This window comes from Flavobacterium humidisoli (genome assembly GCF_023272795.1).
GTDB lineage: Bacteria > Bacteroidota > Bacteroidia > Flavobacteriales > Flavobacteriaceae > Flavobacterium > Flavobacterium humidisoli.
Map to the genome: position 1 here is coordinate 3,573,168 of NZ_CP096829.1, position 19,037 is coordinate 3,592,204.

Consider the following 19,037-nt stretch of genomic DNA (forward strand, 5'->3'; position numbering starts at 1 on the left):
TTGAATCTGAAGCCATTAGATTCATTCTAAATTTTGGAAGCCTATTCTATAAACATTTATTATGAATGAGTTATCATATTTTGATAAAATACTATTAATGTTTCTTCTCTAAAAACTTTATTTTTATCGCTATTTGATTTTACTAACAAACCAAACTTATGAAAACCACTTTTGTTCAAAAAACAATTCTCTGTTTTTTTCTTGTATGTTCATTCCATTTATTGGCTCAAAATAAATCGGGTAGAGCGCTTGTTTTAATCGATAAAGATTGGAGCTTTTCATTTGGACATCAATACGAAACAAAAAAAGATTTCGGTCATGCCGAAGGCTATTTTTCGTATTTAACCAAAACAGGGTTTGGCGATGGGCCAGCAGCTTCTGGATTTGACGATCGTGCTTGGAGAAAATTGAATTTGCCACATGACTGGGCGGTAGAACAACCTTTTAGCGAAAATGCAAGTTTTAGTCACGGATTCAAATCAGCAGGCAAAAATTTCCCAGAGAAAAGTATTGGCTGGTATAGAAAAAAGATAAATATTCCGAATGAAGATTTAGGGAAAATTATTTCTCTAAAATTTGATGGAGTTTTTAGGAACTCTAAAGTCTTTTTCAACGGATTCTATTTAGGAACCGAAGAAAGTGGCTACAATGGTTTTGAATATGATGTGTCGGCTTATGTAAATTATGGAGGTGAAAATACAATTGTAGTGCGTGTAGATGCTTCGATGGAAGAAGGTTGGTTTTATGAAGGTGCTGGAATTTATAGACATGTCTATTTGCAAAAAACAAATCCGATTCACGTAATTCAAAATGGGACTTATGTTACTTCTGAATTGATAGGAAATGACGCAGCAGTTACTGCAGATGTAAAAATTAAGAACAATGGAAAATTTAAAGGTTCGATTGAAGTTATTCAGACCATTTTAAATAACCAAAACAAGCAAGTTGCAATCTCTTCTGAAAATGTATTAGCACCAGAATTTTATCAAACCATAAATTATAATTCAAAATTACGAGTAGAAAATCCGCTTTTGTGGGATATTGATTCGCCTAATTTATATCAGTTAATTACTGAAATAAAAAAGGATGGAGAAGTAATAGACAGTTATAAAACCTCTTTTGGAATTAGAACGATTGAATTTAATCCAGAAGAAGGTTTTTTTCTTAACGGAAAACATCTAAAATTGAAAGGAACAAACAATCATCAAGACCACGCGGGAATTGGAACAGCACTTTCAGATGAAATTCAGTATTATAGAATTGCAAAACTGAAAGAAATGGGGTCAAATGCATACCGCTGTTCGCATCATCCGCCAACGCCAGAATTGCTAGATGCTTGCGATAAATTGGGAATGCTGGTTATTGATGAAACCCGTTTAATGGGAATTAATGATTATCATTTGAATGATTTACAACGAATGATGGAGCGCGATCGAAATCATCCGAGTATTTTTTGTTGGTCAGTTGGAAATGAAGAATGGCAGATTGAAGGCGGAATTATGGGTGAAAGAATTACCAATATCATGCAGGATTTCAGTAAAAGTATCGATCCGACAAGACCTGTAACAGTAGGAATCAGTAGCGGATTTAAAAGCGGAATTTCTTCTGTTGTCGAAATTATGGGATATAATTATCTCGGAAATGGAGATATTGATGCGCATAGAAGTCAGTTTAAGCAACAGCCGGGAATGGGAACAGAGGAAGGTTCGACATTTGCGACCCGAGGCATTTATTTTACCGATGACGCCAAACATTATCAAAGTGCTTACGATAAAAAGCCTCGACCAACTTTTTACAGTATTGAAGAAGGCTGGAAGTTTTATGCTAAACGACCTTATTTGGCAGGAATGTTTATCTGGACAGGTTTTGATTATCGTGGAGAGCCAACGCCTTATGGCTGGCCGTCTGTAACGTCTTATTTCGGAATGATGGATGTTTGCGGTTTCCCGAAAGACAATGTTTTCTATTTAAAATCTTGGTGGGGAAAAGAACCCGTTTTGCACATACTGCCACATTGGAATTGGAGTGGAATGGAAGGCAAAGAAATAGATGTCTGGGCATATTCAAATTGCGATGAGGTAGAGCTTTTTCTTAACAAAAAGAGTTTGGGGAAAAAGAAAATGGAGCAAAACGGCCATTTAGAATGGAAAGTAAATTATACTCCAGGAACTTTGGAAGCTATTGGTTATAAAAACGGAAAAAAAGCACTTTCTGATGTTCAGAAAACTACTGGAAAAGGAGAGAATATTAAGCTTTCTTTAGATAAAGAAAATGTGTTGAAAGGAAATGTTTCTGTTTTAACGGTTGAAACCACAGATAAAAATGGCTTGCACATTCCGACAGCAAACGATGAAATTATGTTTTCGATTAAAGGCGGTAAAATTTTAGGAGTAGGAAACGGGGATCCAACTTCATTAGAAAACGATCAATTTATTGATGACATTACACTGGTTACTATAAATAATTTTATGGAGCAAAAAGTAACAACTGCATCTCTGCCTCAGCAATTGCCTAATTCTTTAGAAAACGAATGGACAGAAGCTTTTAAAGACCGAGATTACAAAAAACAAGCGCCATCGTATATTTATAAAGGAGAATTTGATTTAAAGAATAGCTCAGCTTCTAAGAATGTGAGTTTCTTTTACAAAAAGATAGGAGTTGAAACAGTAGTTTTCGTGAATGGAAATAAAGTGGAACCAAGCAAAGACGATTCTCAAAAATATGTTTTGAATTCTGCTATTTTACAAGAAGGGAAAAATACAATTTATATTGCAGCAACGCCCTTGCAAAAAGTAAAAGACTGGGATGTTATGAATACAGATCCAGGAATTATTCAAGTAATAACACCAGCAGAATCTTGGAAAAGAAAGCTCTTTAATGGTTACGCTCAAATCATTATCCAAAAAGATGAAAATGTTAAAGAAGTTATTTTATCTGCTTCTGCGAAAGGATTACGCACAGGAACTTTAGCTGTTAAATAGTTTCAAGTTTCAGGTTTCAAGTTTTTACGTCTCGTTAAACTTGAAACCTGAAACTTGAAACCTGAAACTTGAAACCTGAAACAAAAATTTAACAAAAGAATAATGTTTGATTTTCATAACTTTGCAAAATGAATAATCAAACAGAAACACAGAATTGCGATTTCACTTCAGATTTGAAGATGAAAGGTTTTAAAGTCTATCCTATAAATGGAGATTTCAGTAAAGTTCCCGTTTACAGCCGAAGAGACTTTTATAAAATCTGTATTAATACTAGTAAAAGTATCATACAATACGCTGACCGCGGAATAGAAACCGACGGAACGATTCTGTTTTTTGGTAATCCGATTATTCCGTATTCCTGGGAGACTATTTCTGAAAAATTTGAAGGTTATGCCTGCGTTTTTACTGAAGAATTTTTTAAAACCAAAGACCGTTCTGAAACCCTTCAGGAATCGCCTTTGTTTAAAATAGGAGGAACTCCAATTTTTACTTTAACTGCTGAACAAAAGGTGTTTATCGATTCGCTGTTCCAAAAAATGATTGAAGAATACGAAACCGATTATGCCTTCAAAGACGATTTAATGCGCAGTTATGTTAATTTGATTATTCATGAATCGATGAAAATGCAGCCTTCGGAGAACTTCTTTAAACATAAAAATGCTTCTTCGAGAATTACTTCTTTGTTTTTAGAATTATTAGAAAGACAATTTCCAATAGAAACCAAAGATCAGCCATTGGTTTTGAAAACACCTCAAGATTACGCGCAGAGCCTTTCTGTTCACGTAAATCATTTAAACCGTTCTGTAAAAGAAGTTACAGGAAGACCCACTACAGCACATATTACAGAAAGAGTCATTAACGAAGCAAAAGCTTTACTGCATCACACAGACTGGAGTATTTCTGATATTGGTTATTCACTTGGATTTGAATATCCGAGCTATTTCAATAATTATTTTAAAAGACTTACTGGAACGGTTCCAAAATCGCTTCGAATGTAAATTGTTTCAATTTCTTAATTTTTTGTTTGAATATTGTTATTTCGACATTGTAGTATTGCACTACATTTGCCCTGAAATAAACAACGAATCTTTGCATCAGTTTTTTTAATGACTAAATAACACTTCACAAAAGCATGCTCCGCTTTGCATTTAGTTTTAAATTTTGATAATAGAAAAATATAAATTTTTTTAAAGTATTAATTAAAATCAAAATCTCCTTCTATCAAGAGATTCGATGTACTGATTATTTCATTCAAATAAGCTTATAAGAATTTAAAAAATTAATTATTAACCTAAAAACAACGAAATTATGTCGACACATTTCACTGCCGTAACCGAAGAAGGTAAAATTCCAAATACTTATATGACAGGCGAAGTGTCATATAAAAAGCAGACAAGCGAAATTCATCCTGAAAATACTGTTATCAAAGATATTTCTTTTGAACCCGGAGCAAGAAGTAATTGGCACAGTAACGCTAGTCTGCAGTTGATCATTGTAACAGATGGAGTTGGCTATTACCAAGAAAGAGGGGGACAAATTAATCTTATCGAAAAAGGGAAAGTAATCACGGTTTTACCTGGAATTGAGCATTGGTACGGAGCAACGCCAACGACAAAATATTCTCATATTACCATTGTGACAGAAGTAGACAAAGGCACGGGAACTTGGCTGGATAGCGTTACTGATGAAGAGTATTATTCTTTTGAAAGATGCTAAGGTTTTATCCCGATAGCGATCGGGACTGAAATTCTAAGTTTTTTTACACAGATTTAATTGATTGACTAAAAAAAATTTTTTGATTAAAATAAAATAATCGAAATTTATATAACTATTTGTAAATCAATATAAATTGGTAGGTTTTCTATGTCTTTTTTCAACAGCTTTAAAACCTGAAACCGGAAACAAAAAACAAATAACAACAAACTATAAAAAATTATGGAAACAAAAAATATTAAAGCCTTTGGTACCGAAGCTGCAGAAGCAGCGTTAAAGACCCTAGATATTAAAAGAAGAGCGGTACAGGCACACGACGTAGAAATCGAAATTTTGTATTGCGGAATCTGTCATTCTGATTTACACTCAGCTAGAAATGAATGGCATGGTACAATTTATCCGATTGTTCCTGGACATGAAATTGTAGGACGCGTAACAAAAGTAGGAGATCATGTAAAAGGTTTCAAAGTTGGCGATTTAGCAGGAGTAGGCTGTTTGGTTGATTCTTGCAGAGAATGCGAACACTGCAAAAACGATTTAGAGCAATTTTGTGATGAAGGAAATGTCCAAACATTTAATTCGCCTGACAAACACTTAGGAGGACAAACTTATGGAGGTTACTCTCAAAGCATTGTAGTTGATGAGGGCTTTGTACTGCATATTTCAGATAAATTAGAACTTTCTGCTGTTGCACCATTATTGTGTGCAGGAATTACAACTTATTCACCATTAAAACATTGGAAAGTGGGTCCTGGTCAAAAAGTTGGAATTGTAGGTATCGGCGGTCTTGGTCATATGGGAATAAAAATAGCAAAAGCTATGGGGGCTCATGTAGTTGTTTTTACTACCTCTTTATCTAAAACGGAAGATGCAAAACGCCTTGGAGCAGATGAGGTAGTATTGTCTACAGACGAAACGCAGATGGCACAGCACGCCAGAAGTTTAAATTTTATCTTAGATTGCGTTTCTGCTGAACACAGTATTGATTCGTATTTAAATTTATTGAAAGTAGACGGAACATTAACTTTGGTTGGAGCGCCAATGGATCCGCTTCCTGTAACTTCTTTCAGTCTTATTTTAGGAAGAAGAAGTTTTTCAGGTTCTCTTATCGGTGGAATCGCAGAAACTCAAGAAATGCTTGATTTCTGTGCCGAACATAATATCACATCAGATGTAGAAGTAATTGGTGTGAATGATGTTAATGATGCCTATGAAAGATTGCTAAAAGGAGATGTTAAATACCGTTTTGTAATTGATATGGCTTCATTGAAATAAGGTTCAAAGTAGCTAAGGTTCTAAGATGCTAAGAAATTGGAATCTTTAAACTTTGGCAATTTTAAAAATTAAATAAAATAGCTGCTGAGATTTAAAGACAAAGAAAAAACTCAGAACCTTAAACTCTCAGCATCTCAGAAATTCAAAAAAAAAAAAGATACTGAGGTTTAAGATAAAGTAAAGAAAACTTAGAATCTCAGAACCTTAGTATCTTAGAAACTCAAAAAAATGCAAACAAGAAAACTAGGAAATAGCAGTTTAGAAGTCTCAGCGTTGGGACTTGGCTGCATGGGAATGAGTTTTGGCTACGGGCCAGCTCATGATAAAAAAGAAATGATAAGTTTGTTGCGTTCTGCTTACGAAAAAGGAATTACTTTTTTTGATACGGCTGAATGTTACGGACCATTTTTGAACGAAGAGTTATTGGGAGAGGCATTATCGCCATTTCGCGATAAAGTGGTAATTGCAACGAAATTCGGCTTTCTGGAAGGCGATTCTAAAAAAGGTTTAGACAGTCGTCCAGAATGGATTAGAAAAAGCATTGAAGGCTCATTAAAAAGATTAAACACAGATGTAATTGATTTGTATTATCAGCATCGTGTTGATCCAAATGTTCCTATGGAAGACGTTGCAGGAACTATTAAGGACTTAATTCAGGAAGGAAAAGTAAAACATTTTGGACTTTCAGAAGCGGGCGTAGAAAGTATTCGACGTGCACACAAGGTTCAGCCTGTAACAGCACTACAAAGCGAGTATTCTCTTTGGTGGAGAACTCCTGAAGAAGAAATTTTTCCAGTATTAGAAGAATTAGGAATTGGTTTTGTGCCTTTTAGTCCGCTAGGAAGAGGTTTTCTAACAGCTAAAATTGATGAAAATACGCAATTTGATAGTACTGATTTTAGAAATACACTTCCGCGTTTCACACCAGAAGCCAGAAAAGTAAATCAAGCTTTAGTAGATTTATTATCTAAAATCGCTTCTGATAAAGGAGCTACAAACGCACAAGTAGCGCTTGCATGGATTTTGGCTCAAAAACCTTGGATTGCACCAATTCCAGGAACAACTAAACTGCATCGTTTGGAAGAAAACCTTGGCACAACTAATTTGGTTCTTTCTGCACAAGATCTAGCAGAAATCGAAGACGCGGCTTCAAAAATTAAAATTGAAGGATCAAGATATCCCGAACATCTGCAGAAGATAGCAGGAAAGTAAGATTCAAAGTTGCAAATGTTCAAAGGCACAAAGAAATGAACTCTGAACCTTTGTGTCTCTGAAACATAAAAAAACAAACCCCTCAAGCAATTCAACTCTTGAGGGGTTTTTTTAGCAAAGATTTGAGGTTCTTAGATACTTTATACTTAGAATCTCAGAACCTTAGAATCTTAGCGTCTTAATTCATTTACTTTTTGTCTAGGTTTTGTTTCAGCATTTTAGCATGCTCTAAATGTGCTGTTAAACCTGCAATATTGTTAGAAGCCCAAGTTCTTACTTCCTGATCGTTAGCATCTTTTGCTGCTTTGTCTAATTTTTTAATCGCTTTTTCGTGACCATCAATCATCATGTCTGCGAATTTTTTATCGAAATCAACACCAGTTTTTTCGTTTAGTTTATTGTATTCCTCTTGACCTTCTTCAGTTAGAGAAGTTGGTAAAGTAAAGTTTTTCGCTTTTGCTAAAGCACTAACTTCAGAAGCCGATTTAGTGTGCTCATCAACAAGCATTTTACCAAATTTTTTCACTTCAGGATTTGTACTTTTTGTTTGTGCCAGTTTACCAATTTCGATTTCAGCTAAATTAATTTCAGCTTGATCTACTAAAAATTCAGAATCGTCTTCTTTGCTGTCAATAGAATCAAATTTAGCTTCATTTGCATCTTCTGCAACTTCTTTTGGATCTTCTTGTTTGGTTTCGTTTTTACAAGATTGAAGGAATAATATAATAAGTCCTGCTCCTAAAATGGCTTTTCCGGCTAATAATAACTTTTTCATGATTTTAATAGTTTAAATGTTATGATGTAAAATTATTAAGAAGCTGTAAGAAAATTTTACAGGATTTTTAGGGATTGTTATAGGATTTGGATGTAAAAAAAAATCTAAAACTTTTATACCATTTTTGAATATTATATATTTGTTTTAAGAAAAGTATTATAAAATTAAGTATTAATGAACATTCAATCAAAGTTTAGAAAAGCATTGCCGATAAGAATATTAATAGGTTTTTTATTTTTTTTAATAGCCTTATTTTATGTTTTGTATATTTTTTTTATGGGCTTAGATCTTAATCCTTTGTTTGTAATGGCCTGTATGCTTCTTTTGTTTTTAATTTATTGTTCTCTGGATTTGGTTGAAATTTTTAAACTTACAATTACAGAAGTAGGAATTGAAAAAATCACTATAATTACTGGTAGAAAAGAGTTTATTCCTTTTGAGGATATTGTTACGATTAAAAGAGGAAAAATTAAAATCCGAAATACAAGAGGAGATATATCTGATGGATTTCATTTTAGTACATTGGTCCTTAAAAATAACAAGAGTATAATAATTTCTCCAGATCATTTTAGTAATTACAATATTCTGATGGGGAACATTCGTGAAAAATTTTAATAAAAAGTATTAGTTTCAATGAAACAAAAAATTACAATTCTATTTCTTTTAGCGACAGCTTTTACATCAGCCCAAATCAATTATAAAGGTTTCATTGATAAATATCCAATTGAGTTTGTTACTGATATTTATTCTGATGGACAAGGAACAGCAATTTATGCTTATTCGAATTATGATACTCCGATTGTTGTAAATGCTAATCTTAATGGTAAAACTTTGGTATTCACAGAAAAAGATAAAAGCGGTAAAGAAACGGCAAAATTGAGTTTCGAAAATTACAATGCAGAAAGCGATAAACTAAACGGAATTTGGAAAGATTTAAATTCAGGAAAAGAACTTACAATTAGTTTAACAAAAGAATTTGATCTTAATTCTGATACAGATGAAGAATGGATAGAAAGAGAAATTCTTCAGCCCGTTTCTTTAACGGGCAAGTATTTTAAATTGGTTATTTCAAAAGGGAAAGACAATTCTTTTGGAGTTTCGGCAGTAAAAATTATTGAAAAAAAGACTGATAAATTAATCCAGAAAGTTGATGTAGAGTCACCGCTTTGGGGATTGTTTAATATAAATGTCGGAGATTATAATTTTGATGGATTTGATGACTTTTCTGTTTTTGAAGCTAGTTATGCGGGACCTAACACTTCGAGAATATATTTTTTATACAATCCGAAAACGGAAAAATATTTTGAGAGTAATTTTAGTGGAACTTCTTTAGAATTTGATAGTAAAACAAAAAGAATAGTTGAACATAACCAGTGTTGTGCAGGCAGAAGCATTGAAAGAACCGAATATAAAGTTGTAAATAATAAAATGATTCTAGTAAAAAAGAATTGCCTAGAATATGACGATAAAACACGAGATTATAAGAGAATTAAATGTGATTAGTTATTTAAAAACTTCTTTACTTATAAAATCCCAACTTCAAAAGAGTTGGGATTTTTTTGTATCTCACATTTCACATTTCACAAGAAAACATTTTACATTTCGACTTTCACAATTCCCATGCTACAAATATGAAATTTCCAGTAAAAATTCTATAACAGAATCACCTTACTTTTTCAAGAACTTTGACTTATCAGATTTTTAGAATAATATTAAAAATTAAAGTCATGCCAAATCCAAGAATTAAGAATGAAGAGCAATATGAAGCATTGCTGAAAAAAGGATACAGCAAAGAAAAATCGGCTCGTATTGCCAATACTCCAGATGCAGGAAAGAAAGGTGGGAAAGCGAAGCCTTATGACGAATGGACAAAAGAAGATCTTCTAAAACAAGCTAGCAAAGTAGGCATAAAAGGAAGATCTTATATGAATAAAAAAGCCTTGATTGAGTCTTTGAGAAATAATTAAAATTTAAAACAAAATATTAATGCGATAAAAATATAAATATCATGAATGCCACAGCCAAAAAAGAAATCTTAATGAATCAGCTGATAAAAGCACCACATTTAGTAATTGAAAAACTAGATTTGGAATACATTAATGATTATCAATTGACAATTGTGCGCTGTCGCGAAGGGGAAAATTTCGTTTATAAAAAGAACGGAAAGAATGTAAAAAGCAAACATGAAATTAAACGCATTAATAGTCTCGTACTTCCGCCAGCTTGGGAAAATGTTCGTATCACCGACATTACAAATGGACATTTACAAGCCGTAGGAACCGATCTTAAAAATAGGAAACAATACCGTTATCATCCAAAATGGAATTTGCTTCGAAATCAGACCAAGTTTTATAAAATTGCTGAATTTGGATCTAAACTCCCAGCTATTAGAAAGCAAGTTGATCTTGATCTAGAGCAGAAAGAATGGTCTAAAGAAAAAGTAACTGCTTTGGTCATTCGATTAATGGAAGAAACGCATATTCGAATTGGAAATGAGAAATATGCCAAAGACAACAAATCGTATGGACTTTCGACTCTTAGAAAACGTCATATTAATATCAATAAGAATTCGCTTCGATTTGAATTTGTTGGCAAAAAAGGAAAACAGCATACCATTACGACCCGAAACAAACAATTGATAAAACTGGTAAGCCGTTGCGAAGAAATTCCAGGCTGGGAAGTTTTTAAATACTATGATAAAAATGGCGAGAAAAAAGTATTGGATAGCCATATGGTCAATGAATATCTGCACAACATATCGGGCGAATATTTCAGCGCGAAAGATTTCAGAACTTGGGCAGCCTCTATTATTTTCTTTGAAAGCTTGATGGAAATGGGAGTGACTTCAGATGAAAAAGAAATTAAACAAAATATCATATCTGCTTTTGATCTGACAGCTGAAGCGCTAGGTAACACCAGAAAAGTGTGCAAGGATTATTACGTTCATCCGCTTTTGATTTCGACTTATGAAGACGGTTCTATTCAGGAATATTTTGATAGGGTCAAAAAAAGCAGAAGCACGAAAAAATATTTTACAAAAACAGAAAGTGCATTTTCTGAATTGATTAAAAATTATGAAATCAATTTAGAAGCATCTTGTCAATAAAGGAGTTGGAGCATCTCTCTTAAAAGCTTGAAAGTTTGGAATACAAACAAAATCATTATTAACTAAAAAACTATTATTATGTTACGTTGGACAGTCACTTTTATTATTCTAGCCATAGTGGCGGGAATATTTGGTTTCGGTGGAATTGCCGCTGGAGCTGCTAGTATAGCAAAAATTTTATTCTTTATATTTTTAGTTCTTTTTGTTATTTCTTTAATAAGCGGAAGATCAACAAGAGTATAGAAGAAGTATCAGTAAATACAAACAAATCAAAAACGACACATTTCATTTAGTAAATGTGTCGTTTGTGGTTTCATTAAAAAAAGCCAAGTCATGGGAACAAAAAGCGGCGCTTATCAGGATGTTTATATAAAAAGAGAAGATGAATTGGTAAGCCTAAAGAATGATGTGACAGATTTTTGTGAAAAGTATATAAAACCTGTTCATCCCAAAAATTGGGATTGGTCGGTACGGGATTTTGAAAATCCTGAAAATGATCCGACAACTGCAGAAGCACGAGCTATTGCAAATATAGTTTTTAAGGATTTAAATGATAAAAAACACACCGATGTTGATCTTTCTACAATGAATAATGTTCATGCAATAAAAGCTTATCTGGATCCAAAAAGCAAGCATGAAGCTTTTAATATGGAAGAATTCGCTTTTGCATTAAAAGTAGAGTTGGAACACGGAAGGGTAAAAGACGTAAATGTGACCAATAACCATCCGTTTTTGACTGCTATGATTGCGCTTGCACACATGACCGAAAGTCTGACTTATTATAAAAGACTAAAAGTAATGGAAGCGGAGGGTGAGATTTATGAAATTATCAGGAAAATAGAGTCATCGCCAGTCGGTAAAGAAAAATGGTATATAGAATTAGGGAAAGCTGAACAAGAGCTTAATGAAGCCAGAGCAGGATTAGCGAAGCGTTTAGCAAGAATGGACGATATTCCAGTATTGAAAATTATTGGAGATTAAGTAGTTAAATTTTAGACTCAAAAAAAAACCGTCCCGATACATCGGGACGGTTTTTCTTTTTCGTAAAATGAAATATTACAATCTTCGTGGATCATTTTCGGGATAACTTTCATCATCCTTATCTTCTTGAACATCATCTTCGATATAATCAGTATCATCGTCTTCATCAATATCCTCTTCGATGTACTCGTCTTCATCATCATCATCATCATCATCATCGTCATCGTCTTCATCATCAATGTCTTCCAAAACATCTTCGGTTTCGTTAAAGTCATATTCGTCTTCTTTCAAATCAGAAGGATTATCAAATTCGTCATTTTCTTCAGTATAATTATCATCTTCTAGCTCTACTTCATAAACATCGTCGTTGTTGTCTTCGAGATCTCTGTCAGTATGAAAATCATCGTTTAGATCGTCCAAATCATCATCACTTACAAAATCGTCTTGATCTGGGTTTGGCCTGTTTGGATTGTAGCCGTTTCTTACCGTATAACCTCGCTCTGCAATTTCACGGTTATCATTGTCAGGTTTTTTAATGTCATCTTTAAGATCTTCTGCTAGGTTTCGATCATTTGAGAAATGATTTTTGAGATCCTTATTTGTGCTGTTGTTTTTATCTATAGTATTCATGATCGTTGTTTTTTAATGATTATATATACAAAGCTAGCATGAAGTTGACGGAATATATTATAAAATTGTGAAGTGTAATTCTATAATTAACAGATGTTTAGAATGAAATTTTAATCTGTAATCATATAACCAGTCTGATACTGCAGGATGTAATTTTACCAACATATTAATCATAAAAACTATTACCATGAAAACTACAGATAGTAAAAATGCAGCTGCTGCAAAAGAAACTACACCTAGAGGAGTAACGAAGCCGAAGTCTAACGCCGCTTCAGGATTAACAGAATTATTTGAAGACGGGTTAAAAGACATTTATTGGGCTGAAAAAGCACTCCTAAAAGCCTTGCCTGTAATGGTTAAAAACGCTTCTTCTGTTGAATTGAAAGATGCAATCGATAATCATTTAACCGAAACAGAAGAACAAATTGTCCGTTTGGAAGAGGTATTTAAAATTATTGGCAAAAAAGCAACGGCAAAAAAATGCGATGCGATGGAAGGCTTAATTGAAGAAGCCAAAGGAATGTTGGAAGAAACGGAGCTTGGTGTAGTGCGTGATGCAGGAATTATTGCGGCAAGTCAGAAAATTGAGCATTACGAAATTGCCACTTACGGTACTTTAAGACAGTTTGCAGAAACGCTTGGACTGCCAGAAGCAGCAACTTTATTGGAACAAACACTCGATGAAGAAAAAGGAGCCGATAAAACCCTTACAGAAGTCGCTGTAAATGCAGTGAATCTTGAAGCTGCCGAAATTGAATAGAAGGTTTAGAAATGAAATAAAAGTGCAGTTTTAAAACTGCACTTTTTTAGTTGAATAAAAACTACAGTATATGCCCGAAGGTCCGTCTACATTAATCTTAAAAGAAGAAGTGCAGCAGTTTACTGGACAGAAAATAATTTCTGTATCTGGAAATACCCATATTGATATTTCTCGATTGAAGGATAAAACCATTATTGCCTTTAAAACCTGGGGAAAGCATTTTTTAATCTGTTTTGATTCTTTTACGGTAAAAATTCACATGCTAATGTTCGGAACCTATCGTATTAACGAGCGCAAAATTTCAAAACCAAGACTGAGTTTAGGTTTTGAAAAGGGCGAAATTAATTTTTACACCTGCTCAGTTAAAATCTTAGAAGGCGATATCAATTCTCATTATGATTGGAGCGTTGATGTAATGAATGAGAATTGGAATCCGAAGAAGGCAAAAACCAGCGTCGACAATATGGAAAGCAAAATGATCTGCGACGTACTATTAGATCAGGATGTTTTTTCAGGAGTGGGCAATATCATAAAAAATGAGGTTTTGTACCGCTGTTATGTTCATCCAGAGTCGATTGTAGAGAAGATTCCACCTCATGTTATAAGCCAACTCATTGCCGAATGTTCTATTTACAGTTTTGAATTTTTATACTGGAAAAAGAAATTTGAACTGAAACAACATTGGGAAGCTTATACCAAAAGTATTTGCTTGCGATGTAATCTGCCGTTTGAAAAAAAACAGACGGGAGAACGAAAACGCAGAAGCTTTTTCTGCACCAATTGTCAACAATTATACAAATGAAAAATCAAGTAATAATAGGATGTTCAAGTTTTTACAACAGTTTTTGGAAAAATATTTTTTATCCTCAAAATCTGCCGTCAAAGCAATGGTTTGAGTTTTATTGCCATCATTTTGATACGTATGAGTTTAATGGAAGCTTTTATAAATTTCCGACCGTTCGTGTTTTTCAAAATTGGTATAATAAAACGCCTGAATCGTTCAAGTTTTCGGTTAAAGTGCCGAAAGAAATTACCCATATTAAAAAATTGCAAGAATGTGAACGACTGCTCAATGACTTTTATGAAATCTGCAAAGTAGGTATGAAAGAAAAACTTGCAGCGGTTTTATTTCAATTTCCTCCGAGTTATGTTTTTAGCCAAAAAAAGTTAGAAACTATAATCAATAGTCTGGATTATAATTTTAAAAATGTAGTCGAATTTCGTCACGAAAGCTGGTGGAATGATGAGGTTTGGACTGTTTTCAAAGAAAACGATATTACATTTTGCAGTGTAAGCCATCCTAATCTTCCTAAAACCATTTTTAAAGATTTTCCACTGCTTTATATGCGATTTCATGGAGTTCCGAAATTATTCTATTCCAGTTATTCTACAGAAGAATTAACTAGTATAAACCATGAAATTAATTCTAAAAAAGGATTTATCTACTTTAATAATACAGCAAGTGAAGCTGGTATTCTGAATGCTTTGGAATTAAAAAGAATGAATGCCTAGAATCTTTGTAACAAAAAAATAACCGTAAAGAGAGCGAAGTATACTTTGCGATCTTTACGGTAAAAAAAACTTTGCGGCTAAATAAAAGAGTTACAGTTTCAAGCTTCCTTCAATTCCGTCATCCATCGTTTTCCCTGTTACAAAAGCCGCTGTCATTTTAGCAATGGCGACCATTTTTCCGTTTTTGTTATTCCAATAGTAACCATCTTCAGGAACTACTTTTATAACACTTAGATTCGGATCGTCTACACCGCCAGGCATCCAGATTTTTACTAAAGGATTCCATAATTTTTCGATAGTTTCTCGATCGTATGAAATACTTGCGGTTCCGTGAAGCGTTAGAAATTTATCATGCGGTTCAGAAAAGAATATTTCAACCATCGGATTTAATGTAATTTCTGCATTCTGACTGCTGTTTCGGTCAGATAAAAACCAAAGCTGTCCTAAATCATCAATTTTCTGAACAGACATCGGTCGTGACTGTAATCTATATTCATTGTATGTACAAAACATACATGTTTTAATATGCTCAGCAAGATCTTTTATCTTATCTACTGCAAATTCATCTGTAAGGTCTTTATGATCGCCCATAATATTATATTTTTAAGTTATATTTTATAGTTAATTGCTTGACAAATAATATTTTGTTTGCCATTGACAATATTTAAAAGTAAAGTTGGCTCTTTTTGCCCTTTTTTAGATTATATAATTAAACTTATAAATTATGAGATTTCAATTTGCTGTTTTTGTAAGAAATTAGTTCAAAATCTGTTTGTTACATAAAATTACATTATATTTGGGAGATTAAAATTCTAAGCCAAAAGACATAATGAGTGATTTTACTATATTCTATACCGATGACGATGAAGATGATTTGTGTATTTTTGCTGATGCCGTAGAATCTATACCTCAGAACATTACACTTCAAACTTATTCTGGAGGGCAGAATTTTTTAAATGCAATTTTTGATCCTCCTGCTACACCTTACGTAGTTTTTTTAGATTTAAACATGCCTGGAAAAAATGGATTTGATGTTTTAGAAGAACTTCGCAATTCAGATTATAAAAAAGATATTCCCGTTGTAATTTATTCTACTTCAAGCGAACCTGGAATTATAGAAAAATGCCGTAAACTTGGCGCCAATTGCTTTATTACAAAACCGGTTTTAATGAACGACATTATAAAATCTATAGAACACGCAATGCAGATTGATTGGAAAAAATTTATTCCGAATCAATCCAATTTTGTGTTTAAATATTAATTTCAGACAAATCGGGAATGTAAATATTAAAAGTAGAGCCTTTACCTTTTTCGCTAGAAACTGTGATAAAACCTCTATGATTTTCAACGATTTTTTTCACGATTGCAAGACCAATTCCAGTTCCTTTGTATTCACTGTCGGTATTTAAGCGCTGAAAAACTTCAAAGATTTTTTCTTTATAAATAAGTTCAAAACCAATTCCGTTATCTTGAACTTGGAGATGGAGATAAGTTTTGTCCTTAAATTCAGCCTTAGGAAGAGATTTTCCTTCAATTTGCGTAGCAGAAATTTTTACTTTTGGAGGAACACCAGGAATAGAAAATTTTAAGGCATTTTCTACCAAATTATGCAGTAACTGTCTAAACTGAAACTGAATAAGATTTGCTTCTCCTAAATCTTGATATTCTACAACAGCATTTTTTTCTTCAATTCGATCAGAAAAATCACTTATTACTTCTTCTGCAATTTCGTCTATTTTAACCGTTGTAAAAATGCGATCGGCAGAATTAGTGCGGGAATAGGTTAATAAATCCTGAATGAGATTTTGCATTTTTTTGGCCGAAAACTCAATTCTAGCTAAATAAGATTTGGCATTTGCCGAAATATTCTGCTCGTCCAACATAGCCAATCGACTTGCGAAAGTCTGAATTTTTCGCAAAGGTTCCTGCAAATCATGGCTTGAGATGTAAGCAAATGACTGCAGTTCTATATTCATGTTAATCAAATCCCTGTTTTTGAGTTCCAATTGTGTGGTGCGTTCTATAATTTGATCTTCTAGCTTATTGGTAAAGTTCTTTTGCTCTTCTATATCAGTGCTTGTTCCAACCCACATTTGAATCTTTCCCGATTCATCGAATTGGGCTATTGCACGGCTAAGCTGCCATCTGTATTCGCCATCATAGCGCTTAAAACGGTGAATAAACAGAAAATCATTTCCTGTTTTTACAGATTCCATCCATAGTTTTACATTTTCCTCGCGGTCGTCGGGATGCACAATTTGGAGCCAGCCGTTTTTCTCAATTTCTTCTTTAGACAATCCAGAATAGTTGTAAACCGTTTCATTAAAATAATTGAGATTTCCCAACGTATCACTCGTCCAGATAAACTGAGGTATAGAATCGGCGAGAAGTCTAAATTTTTTTTCGCTTTTCATTAAAACATGCTGAATTTCTTTTTCGATAGTAAAATCCATTACAGTTCCCAACATTTTAGTAGGTTCTTTATTTTCATCAAAAAAGATTTTACCCTGAACTTTTATCCATGCAATCGAATGGTCTAGTTTCAAAATACGAGCTTCATATTTGTAAATTCCTGTTTTTAATGCTTTCGCGAAAGCGTCTAGAACAATATCCTCGTCTTCTGGAAGTACTCGACTTCGAATGTCCTGATGCACAATCTTTGTGTTTTTCTCAAATCCGAAAATGTCTAGAATAGTATCGCTGTAGATCAGTTTCTTTGTTTTAAGATTCAAATCCCACATGGCAATTTCGGCAATTTCAGTAGCCAAACGTGTTCTTGCTTCGGCAGTTTCCACTTTTTTTCTGGCTTTAACTTTAGAAGTTACATCATAAACCGTACACATTACACCAGATGCTTTTCCGTTTTTTTCATATAGCGCAGTATATTCGTAATCCAGATAGAATTTTTTTAGATTTCCTTTAATATCCACATAAGCGACAGCTTCATTCTCACGAATAGTTTTTCCATTAGTCAAAACATCAAGTAATAATTCGGGATATTTTTGGTTTTTCAATTCAGGAAAAACGTCTAGTAACGGAATGCCAATACATTCTTTCTCTTCCTTTTGCCAAATGTTATGCATCATGGTTTTATTGGCCATTTCGATAATAAAATCATTTCCTCTAAAGATGGCCATTGCAATGGGAGAATCTATTACAATATTTCGAAAAGCTTTTTCATTTTCTGCTAAAAGATATCTGCCCTTTACTTCTTCGGTTACTTCATACGCAACAACAATAACTCCGGTAATCTCGTTTTCTTCCTTTAAAGGGTAAAAAACGAGATTGAAATAAGCTAATTCTTCTTTGTTGTAGCGATTTAAAGTTACAGCAAATTCATCAGCATAGTAAGGTTCGCCAGTTTCAAAAACATTTTTTAGAATAGGATATGCAGTTTCTTTAGTTTCGGGAACAGAATCAAAAATAGACTTGTTTAATATTGCACTTTCTTCTCTATCAATGATGTGCAGATAATTTGTATTGGCCATCTCGACAATTAGATCGGCTCCTTTTAGAACACAAATTCCGAGAGGTAATTGTTTAACTGTATTTCTAAAACGTCTTTCGCTTTCTTCGAGTTTTTTGCGAGTAATTATCTGTTTGGTGGTTTCATTACAAATTACCAAAACGCCATTTGTTTTTCCGTTTTCATCATTTACAGGACTGTAACTGAACGTCCAGTAGACATCTTCCAATTTTCCGTTTCTATAAATCGGTAATAATTGGTCTTCGTGCCATGAGGCTTCACCATTTTGAAGTACTTGGTCGATTAAAGGCTTAATAAAATCCCAGATTTCAGGCCAGTAATCGGCTCCTTTTTGGCCTAGAATAGCAGGATGTTTTCCGTTATCTCCTAGACTTGGGCGATAGGCATCATTATAAAAACAAATATGATCTGGTCCCCAAAATAAAAACATTGGAAATTTTGAGTTTAGAAGAATTCCTAAAGTAGTCCGAAGACTTTGAGGCCATGATTGTGCAGGTCCAAGTGTTGTTTTGCTCCAATCTTTGGCACGAGTAAGATTACCCATTTCTCCTCCGTTTGCGAGAAAATCAAAATTGTTGCTATTCATTAAAATCTTATTTTTTGTC

The 19,037-nt window shown here is 33.5% G+C and carries 19 protein-coding genes; 15 read left to right on the top strand and 4 right to left on the bottom strand.

Translation table 11 applies throughout. The features are described 5' to 3' along the window. Window positions 1–158: 158 nt before the first annotated feature. The 5 genes from galA to M0M44_RS15415 all read left to right on the top strand — a co-directional run bounded on the left by galA (window position 159) and on the right by M0M44_RS15415 (window position 7,181). Window positions 159–2,981 (top strand): beta-galactosidase GalA, encoded by a 2,823-nt coding sequence (galA, locus tag M0M44_RS15395; RefSeq protein WP_248726447.1) that lies wholly within the window; start codon window positions 159–161, stop codon window positions 2,979–2,981. 128 nt (window positions 2,982–3,109) lie between these two features. After that, window positions 3,110–3,979 (top strand): helix-turn-helix domain-containing protein, encoded by an 870-nt coding sequence (locus M0M44_RS15400; protein WP_248726448.1) that lies wholly within the window; start codon window positions 3,110–3,112, stop codon window positions 3,977–3,979. Between the two features lie 310 nt (window positions 3,980–4,289). Continuing rightward, window positions 4,290–4,697, top strand: a complete 408-nt coding sequence (locus M0M44_RS15405; RefSeq protein ID WP_248726449.1) for a cupin domain-containing protein — start codon at window positions 4,290–4,292, stop codon at window positions 4,695–4,697. A 219-nt stretch (window positions 4,698–4,916) separates the two neighbouring features. Beyond that, window positions 4,917–5,969 (top strand): NAD(P)-dependent alcohol dehydrogenase, encoded by a 1,053-nt coding sequence (locus M0M44_RS15410; protein WP_248726450.1) that lies wholly within the window; start codon window positions 4,917–4,919, stop codon window positions 5,967–5,969. A 228-nt stretch (window positions 5,970–6,197) separates the two neighbouring features. Next, window positions 6,198–7,181, top strand: a complete 984-nt coding sequence (locus M0M44_RS15415) for an aldo/keto reductase (RefSeq protein WP_248726451.1) — start codon at window positions 6,198–6,200, stop codon at window positions 7,179–7,181. Between the two features lie 187 nt (window positions 7,182–7,368). Here M0M44_RS15415 and M0M44_RS15420 read toward each other — a convergent pair whose 3' ends face one another. Continuing rightward, complete coding sequence (locus M0M44_RS15420; RefSeq protein ID WP_095927616.1) at window positions 7,369–7,956, bottom strand: DUF4142 domain-containing protein; 588 nt, start codon at window positions 7,954–7,956, stop codon at window positions 7,369–7,371. A 174-nt stretch (window positions 7,957–8,130) separates the two neighbouring features. Between M0M44_RS15420 and M0M44_RS15425 the strand changes: the two genes are divergently transcribed. The 6 genes from M0M44_RS15425 (at window position 8,131) to M0M44_RS15450 (ending at window position 12,043) form a co-directional block, all read left to right on the top strand. After that, the gene (locus M0M44_RS15425; RefSeq protein WP_248726452.1) at window positions 8,131–8,571 is read left to right on the top strand and encodes a hypothetical protein; all 441 of its coding nucleotides are present in this window, start codon (window positions 8,131–8,133) and stop codon (window positions 8,569–8,571) included. Between the two features lie 18 nt (window positions 8,572–8,589). After that, window positions 8,590–9,459, top strand: a complete 870-nt coding sequence (locus M0M44_RS15430; RefSeq protein WP_248726453.1) for an XAC2610-related protein — start codon at window positions 8,590–8,592, stop codon at window positions 9,457–9,459. 224 nt (window positions 9,460–9,683) lie between these two features. Next, window positions 9,684–9,923: a DUF7218 family protein gene (locus tag M0M44_RS15435; protein WP_248726454.1), complete on the top strand. Its 240-nt coding sequence runs from the start codon at window positions 9,684–9,686 to the stop codon at window positions 9,921–9,923. Between the two features lie 41 nt (window positions 9,924–9,964). Next, complete coding sequence (locus M0M44_RS15440) at window positions 9,965–11,062, top strand: DNA topoisomerase IB (RefSeq protein ID WP_248726455.1); 1,098 nt, start codon at window positions 9,965–9,967, stop codon at window positions 11,060–11,062. A gap of 78 nt (window positions 11,063–11,140) precedes the next feature. Beyond that, window positions 11,141–11,305, top strand: a complete 165-nt coding sequence (locus M0M44_RS15445) for a DUF1328 domain-containing protein (protein WP_008463190.1) — start codon at window positions 11,141–11,143, stop codon at window positions 11,303–11,305. Between the two features lie 90 nt (window positions 11,306–11,395). After that, window positions 11,396–12,043 carry a DUF5661 family protein gene (locus M0M44_RS15450; protein ID WP_248726456.1) on the top strand — a complete coding sequence of 216 codons (648 nt, stop codon included), beginning with the start codon at window positions 11,396–11,398 and terminating at the stop codon, window positions 12,041–12,043. Window positions 12,044–12,118: 75 nt separating this feature from the next. Here M0M44_RS15450 and M0M44_RS15455 read toward each other — a convergent pair whose 3' ends face one another. Beyond that, on the bottom strand, window positions 12,119–12,673 hold the full coding sequence (locus M0M44_RS15455) for a hypothetical protein (protein WP_248726457.1): 555 nt from the start codon (window positions 12,671–12,673) through the stop codon (window positions 12,119–12,121). Window positions 12,674–12,860: 187 nt separating this feature from the next. Between M0M44_RS15455 and M0M44_RS15460 the strand changes: the two genes are divergently transcribed. From M0M44_RS15460 to M0M44_RS15470, 3 genes are all read left to right on the top strand, one after another. After that, window positions 12,861–13,433, top strand: a complete 573-nt coding sequence (locus M0M44_RS15460) for a YciE/YciF ferroxidase family protein (protein ID WP_248726458.1) — start codon at window positions 12,861–12,863, stop codon at window positions 13,431–13,433. A gap of 70 nt (window positions 13,434–13,503) precedes the next feature. Then, complete coding sequence (locus tag M0M44_RS15465) at window positions 13,504–14,235, top strand: endonuclease (RefSeq protein WP_248726459.1); 732 nt, start codon at window positions 13,504–13,506, stop codon at window positions 14,233–14,235. Beyond that, window positions 14,232–14,945 carry a DUF72 domain-containing protein gene (locus M0M44_RS15470; protein WP_248726460.1) on the top strand — a complete coding sequence of 238 codons (714 nt, stop codon included), beginning with the start codon at window positions 14,232–14,234 and terminating at the stop codon, window positions 14,943–14,945. Before M0M44_RS15465 ends, M0M44_RS15470 begins: the two co-directional genes overlap by 4 nt. 90 nt (window positions 14,946–15,035) lie before the next feature. Here M0M44_RS15470 and M0M44_RS15475 read toward each other — a convergent pair whose 3' ends face one another. Next, window positions 15,036–15,536, bottom strand: coding sequence for a pyridoxamine 5'-phosphate oxidase family protein (locus M0M44_RS15475; RefSeq protein WP_248726461.1), 501 nt, complete (start codon window positions 15,534–15,536; stop codon window positions 15,036–15,038). Window positions 15,537–15,774: 238 nt separating this feature from the next. On the opposite strand from M0M44_RS15475, the gene M0M44_RS15480 reads away from it, so the two are divergent. Further along, on the top strand, window positions 15,775–16,206 hold the full coding sequence (locus M0M44_RS15480) for a response regulator (RefSeq protein WP_248726462.1): 432 nt from the start codon (window positions 15,775–15,777) through the stop codon (window positions 16,204–16,206). Here the strand turns inward: M0M44_RS15480 and M0M44_RS15485 are convergent. Then, window positions 16,196–19,018, bottom strand: coding sequence for a PAS domain-containing sensor histidine kinase (locus M0M44_RS15485; RefSeq protein WP_248726463.1), 2,823 nt, complete (start codon window positions 19,016–19,018; stop codon window positions 16,196–16,198). The genes M0M44_RS15480 and M0M44_RS15485 overlap by 11 nt on opposite strands. Window positions 19,019–19,037 lie beyond the last annotated feature (19 nt).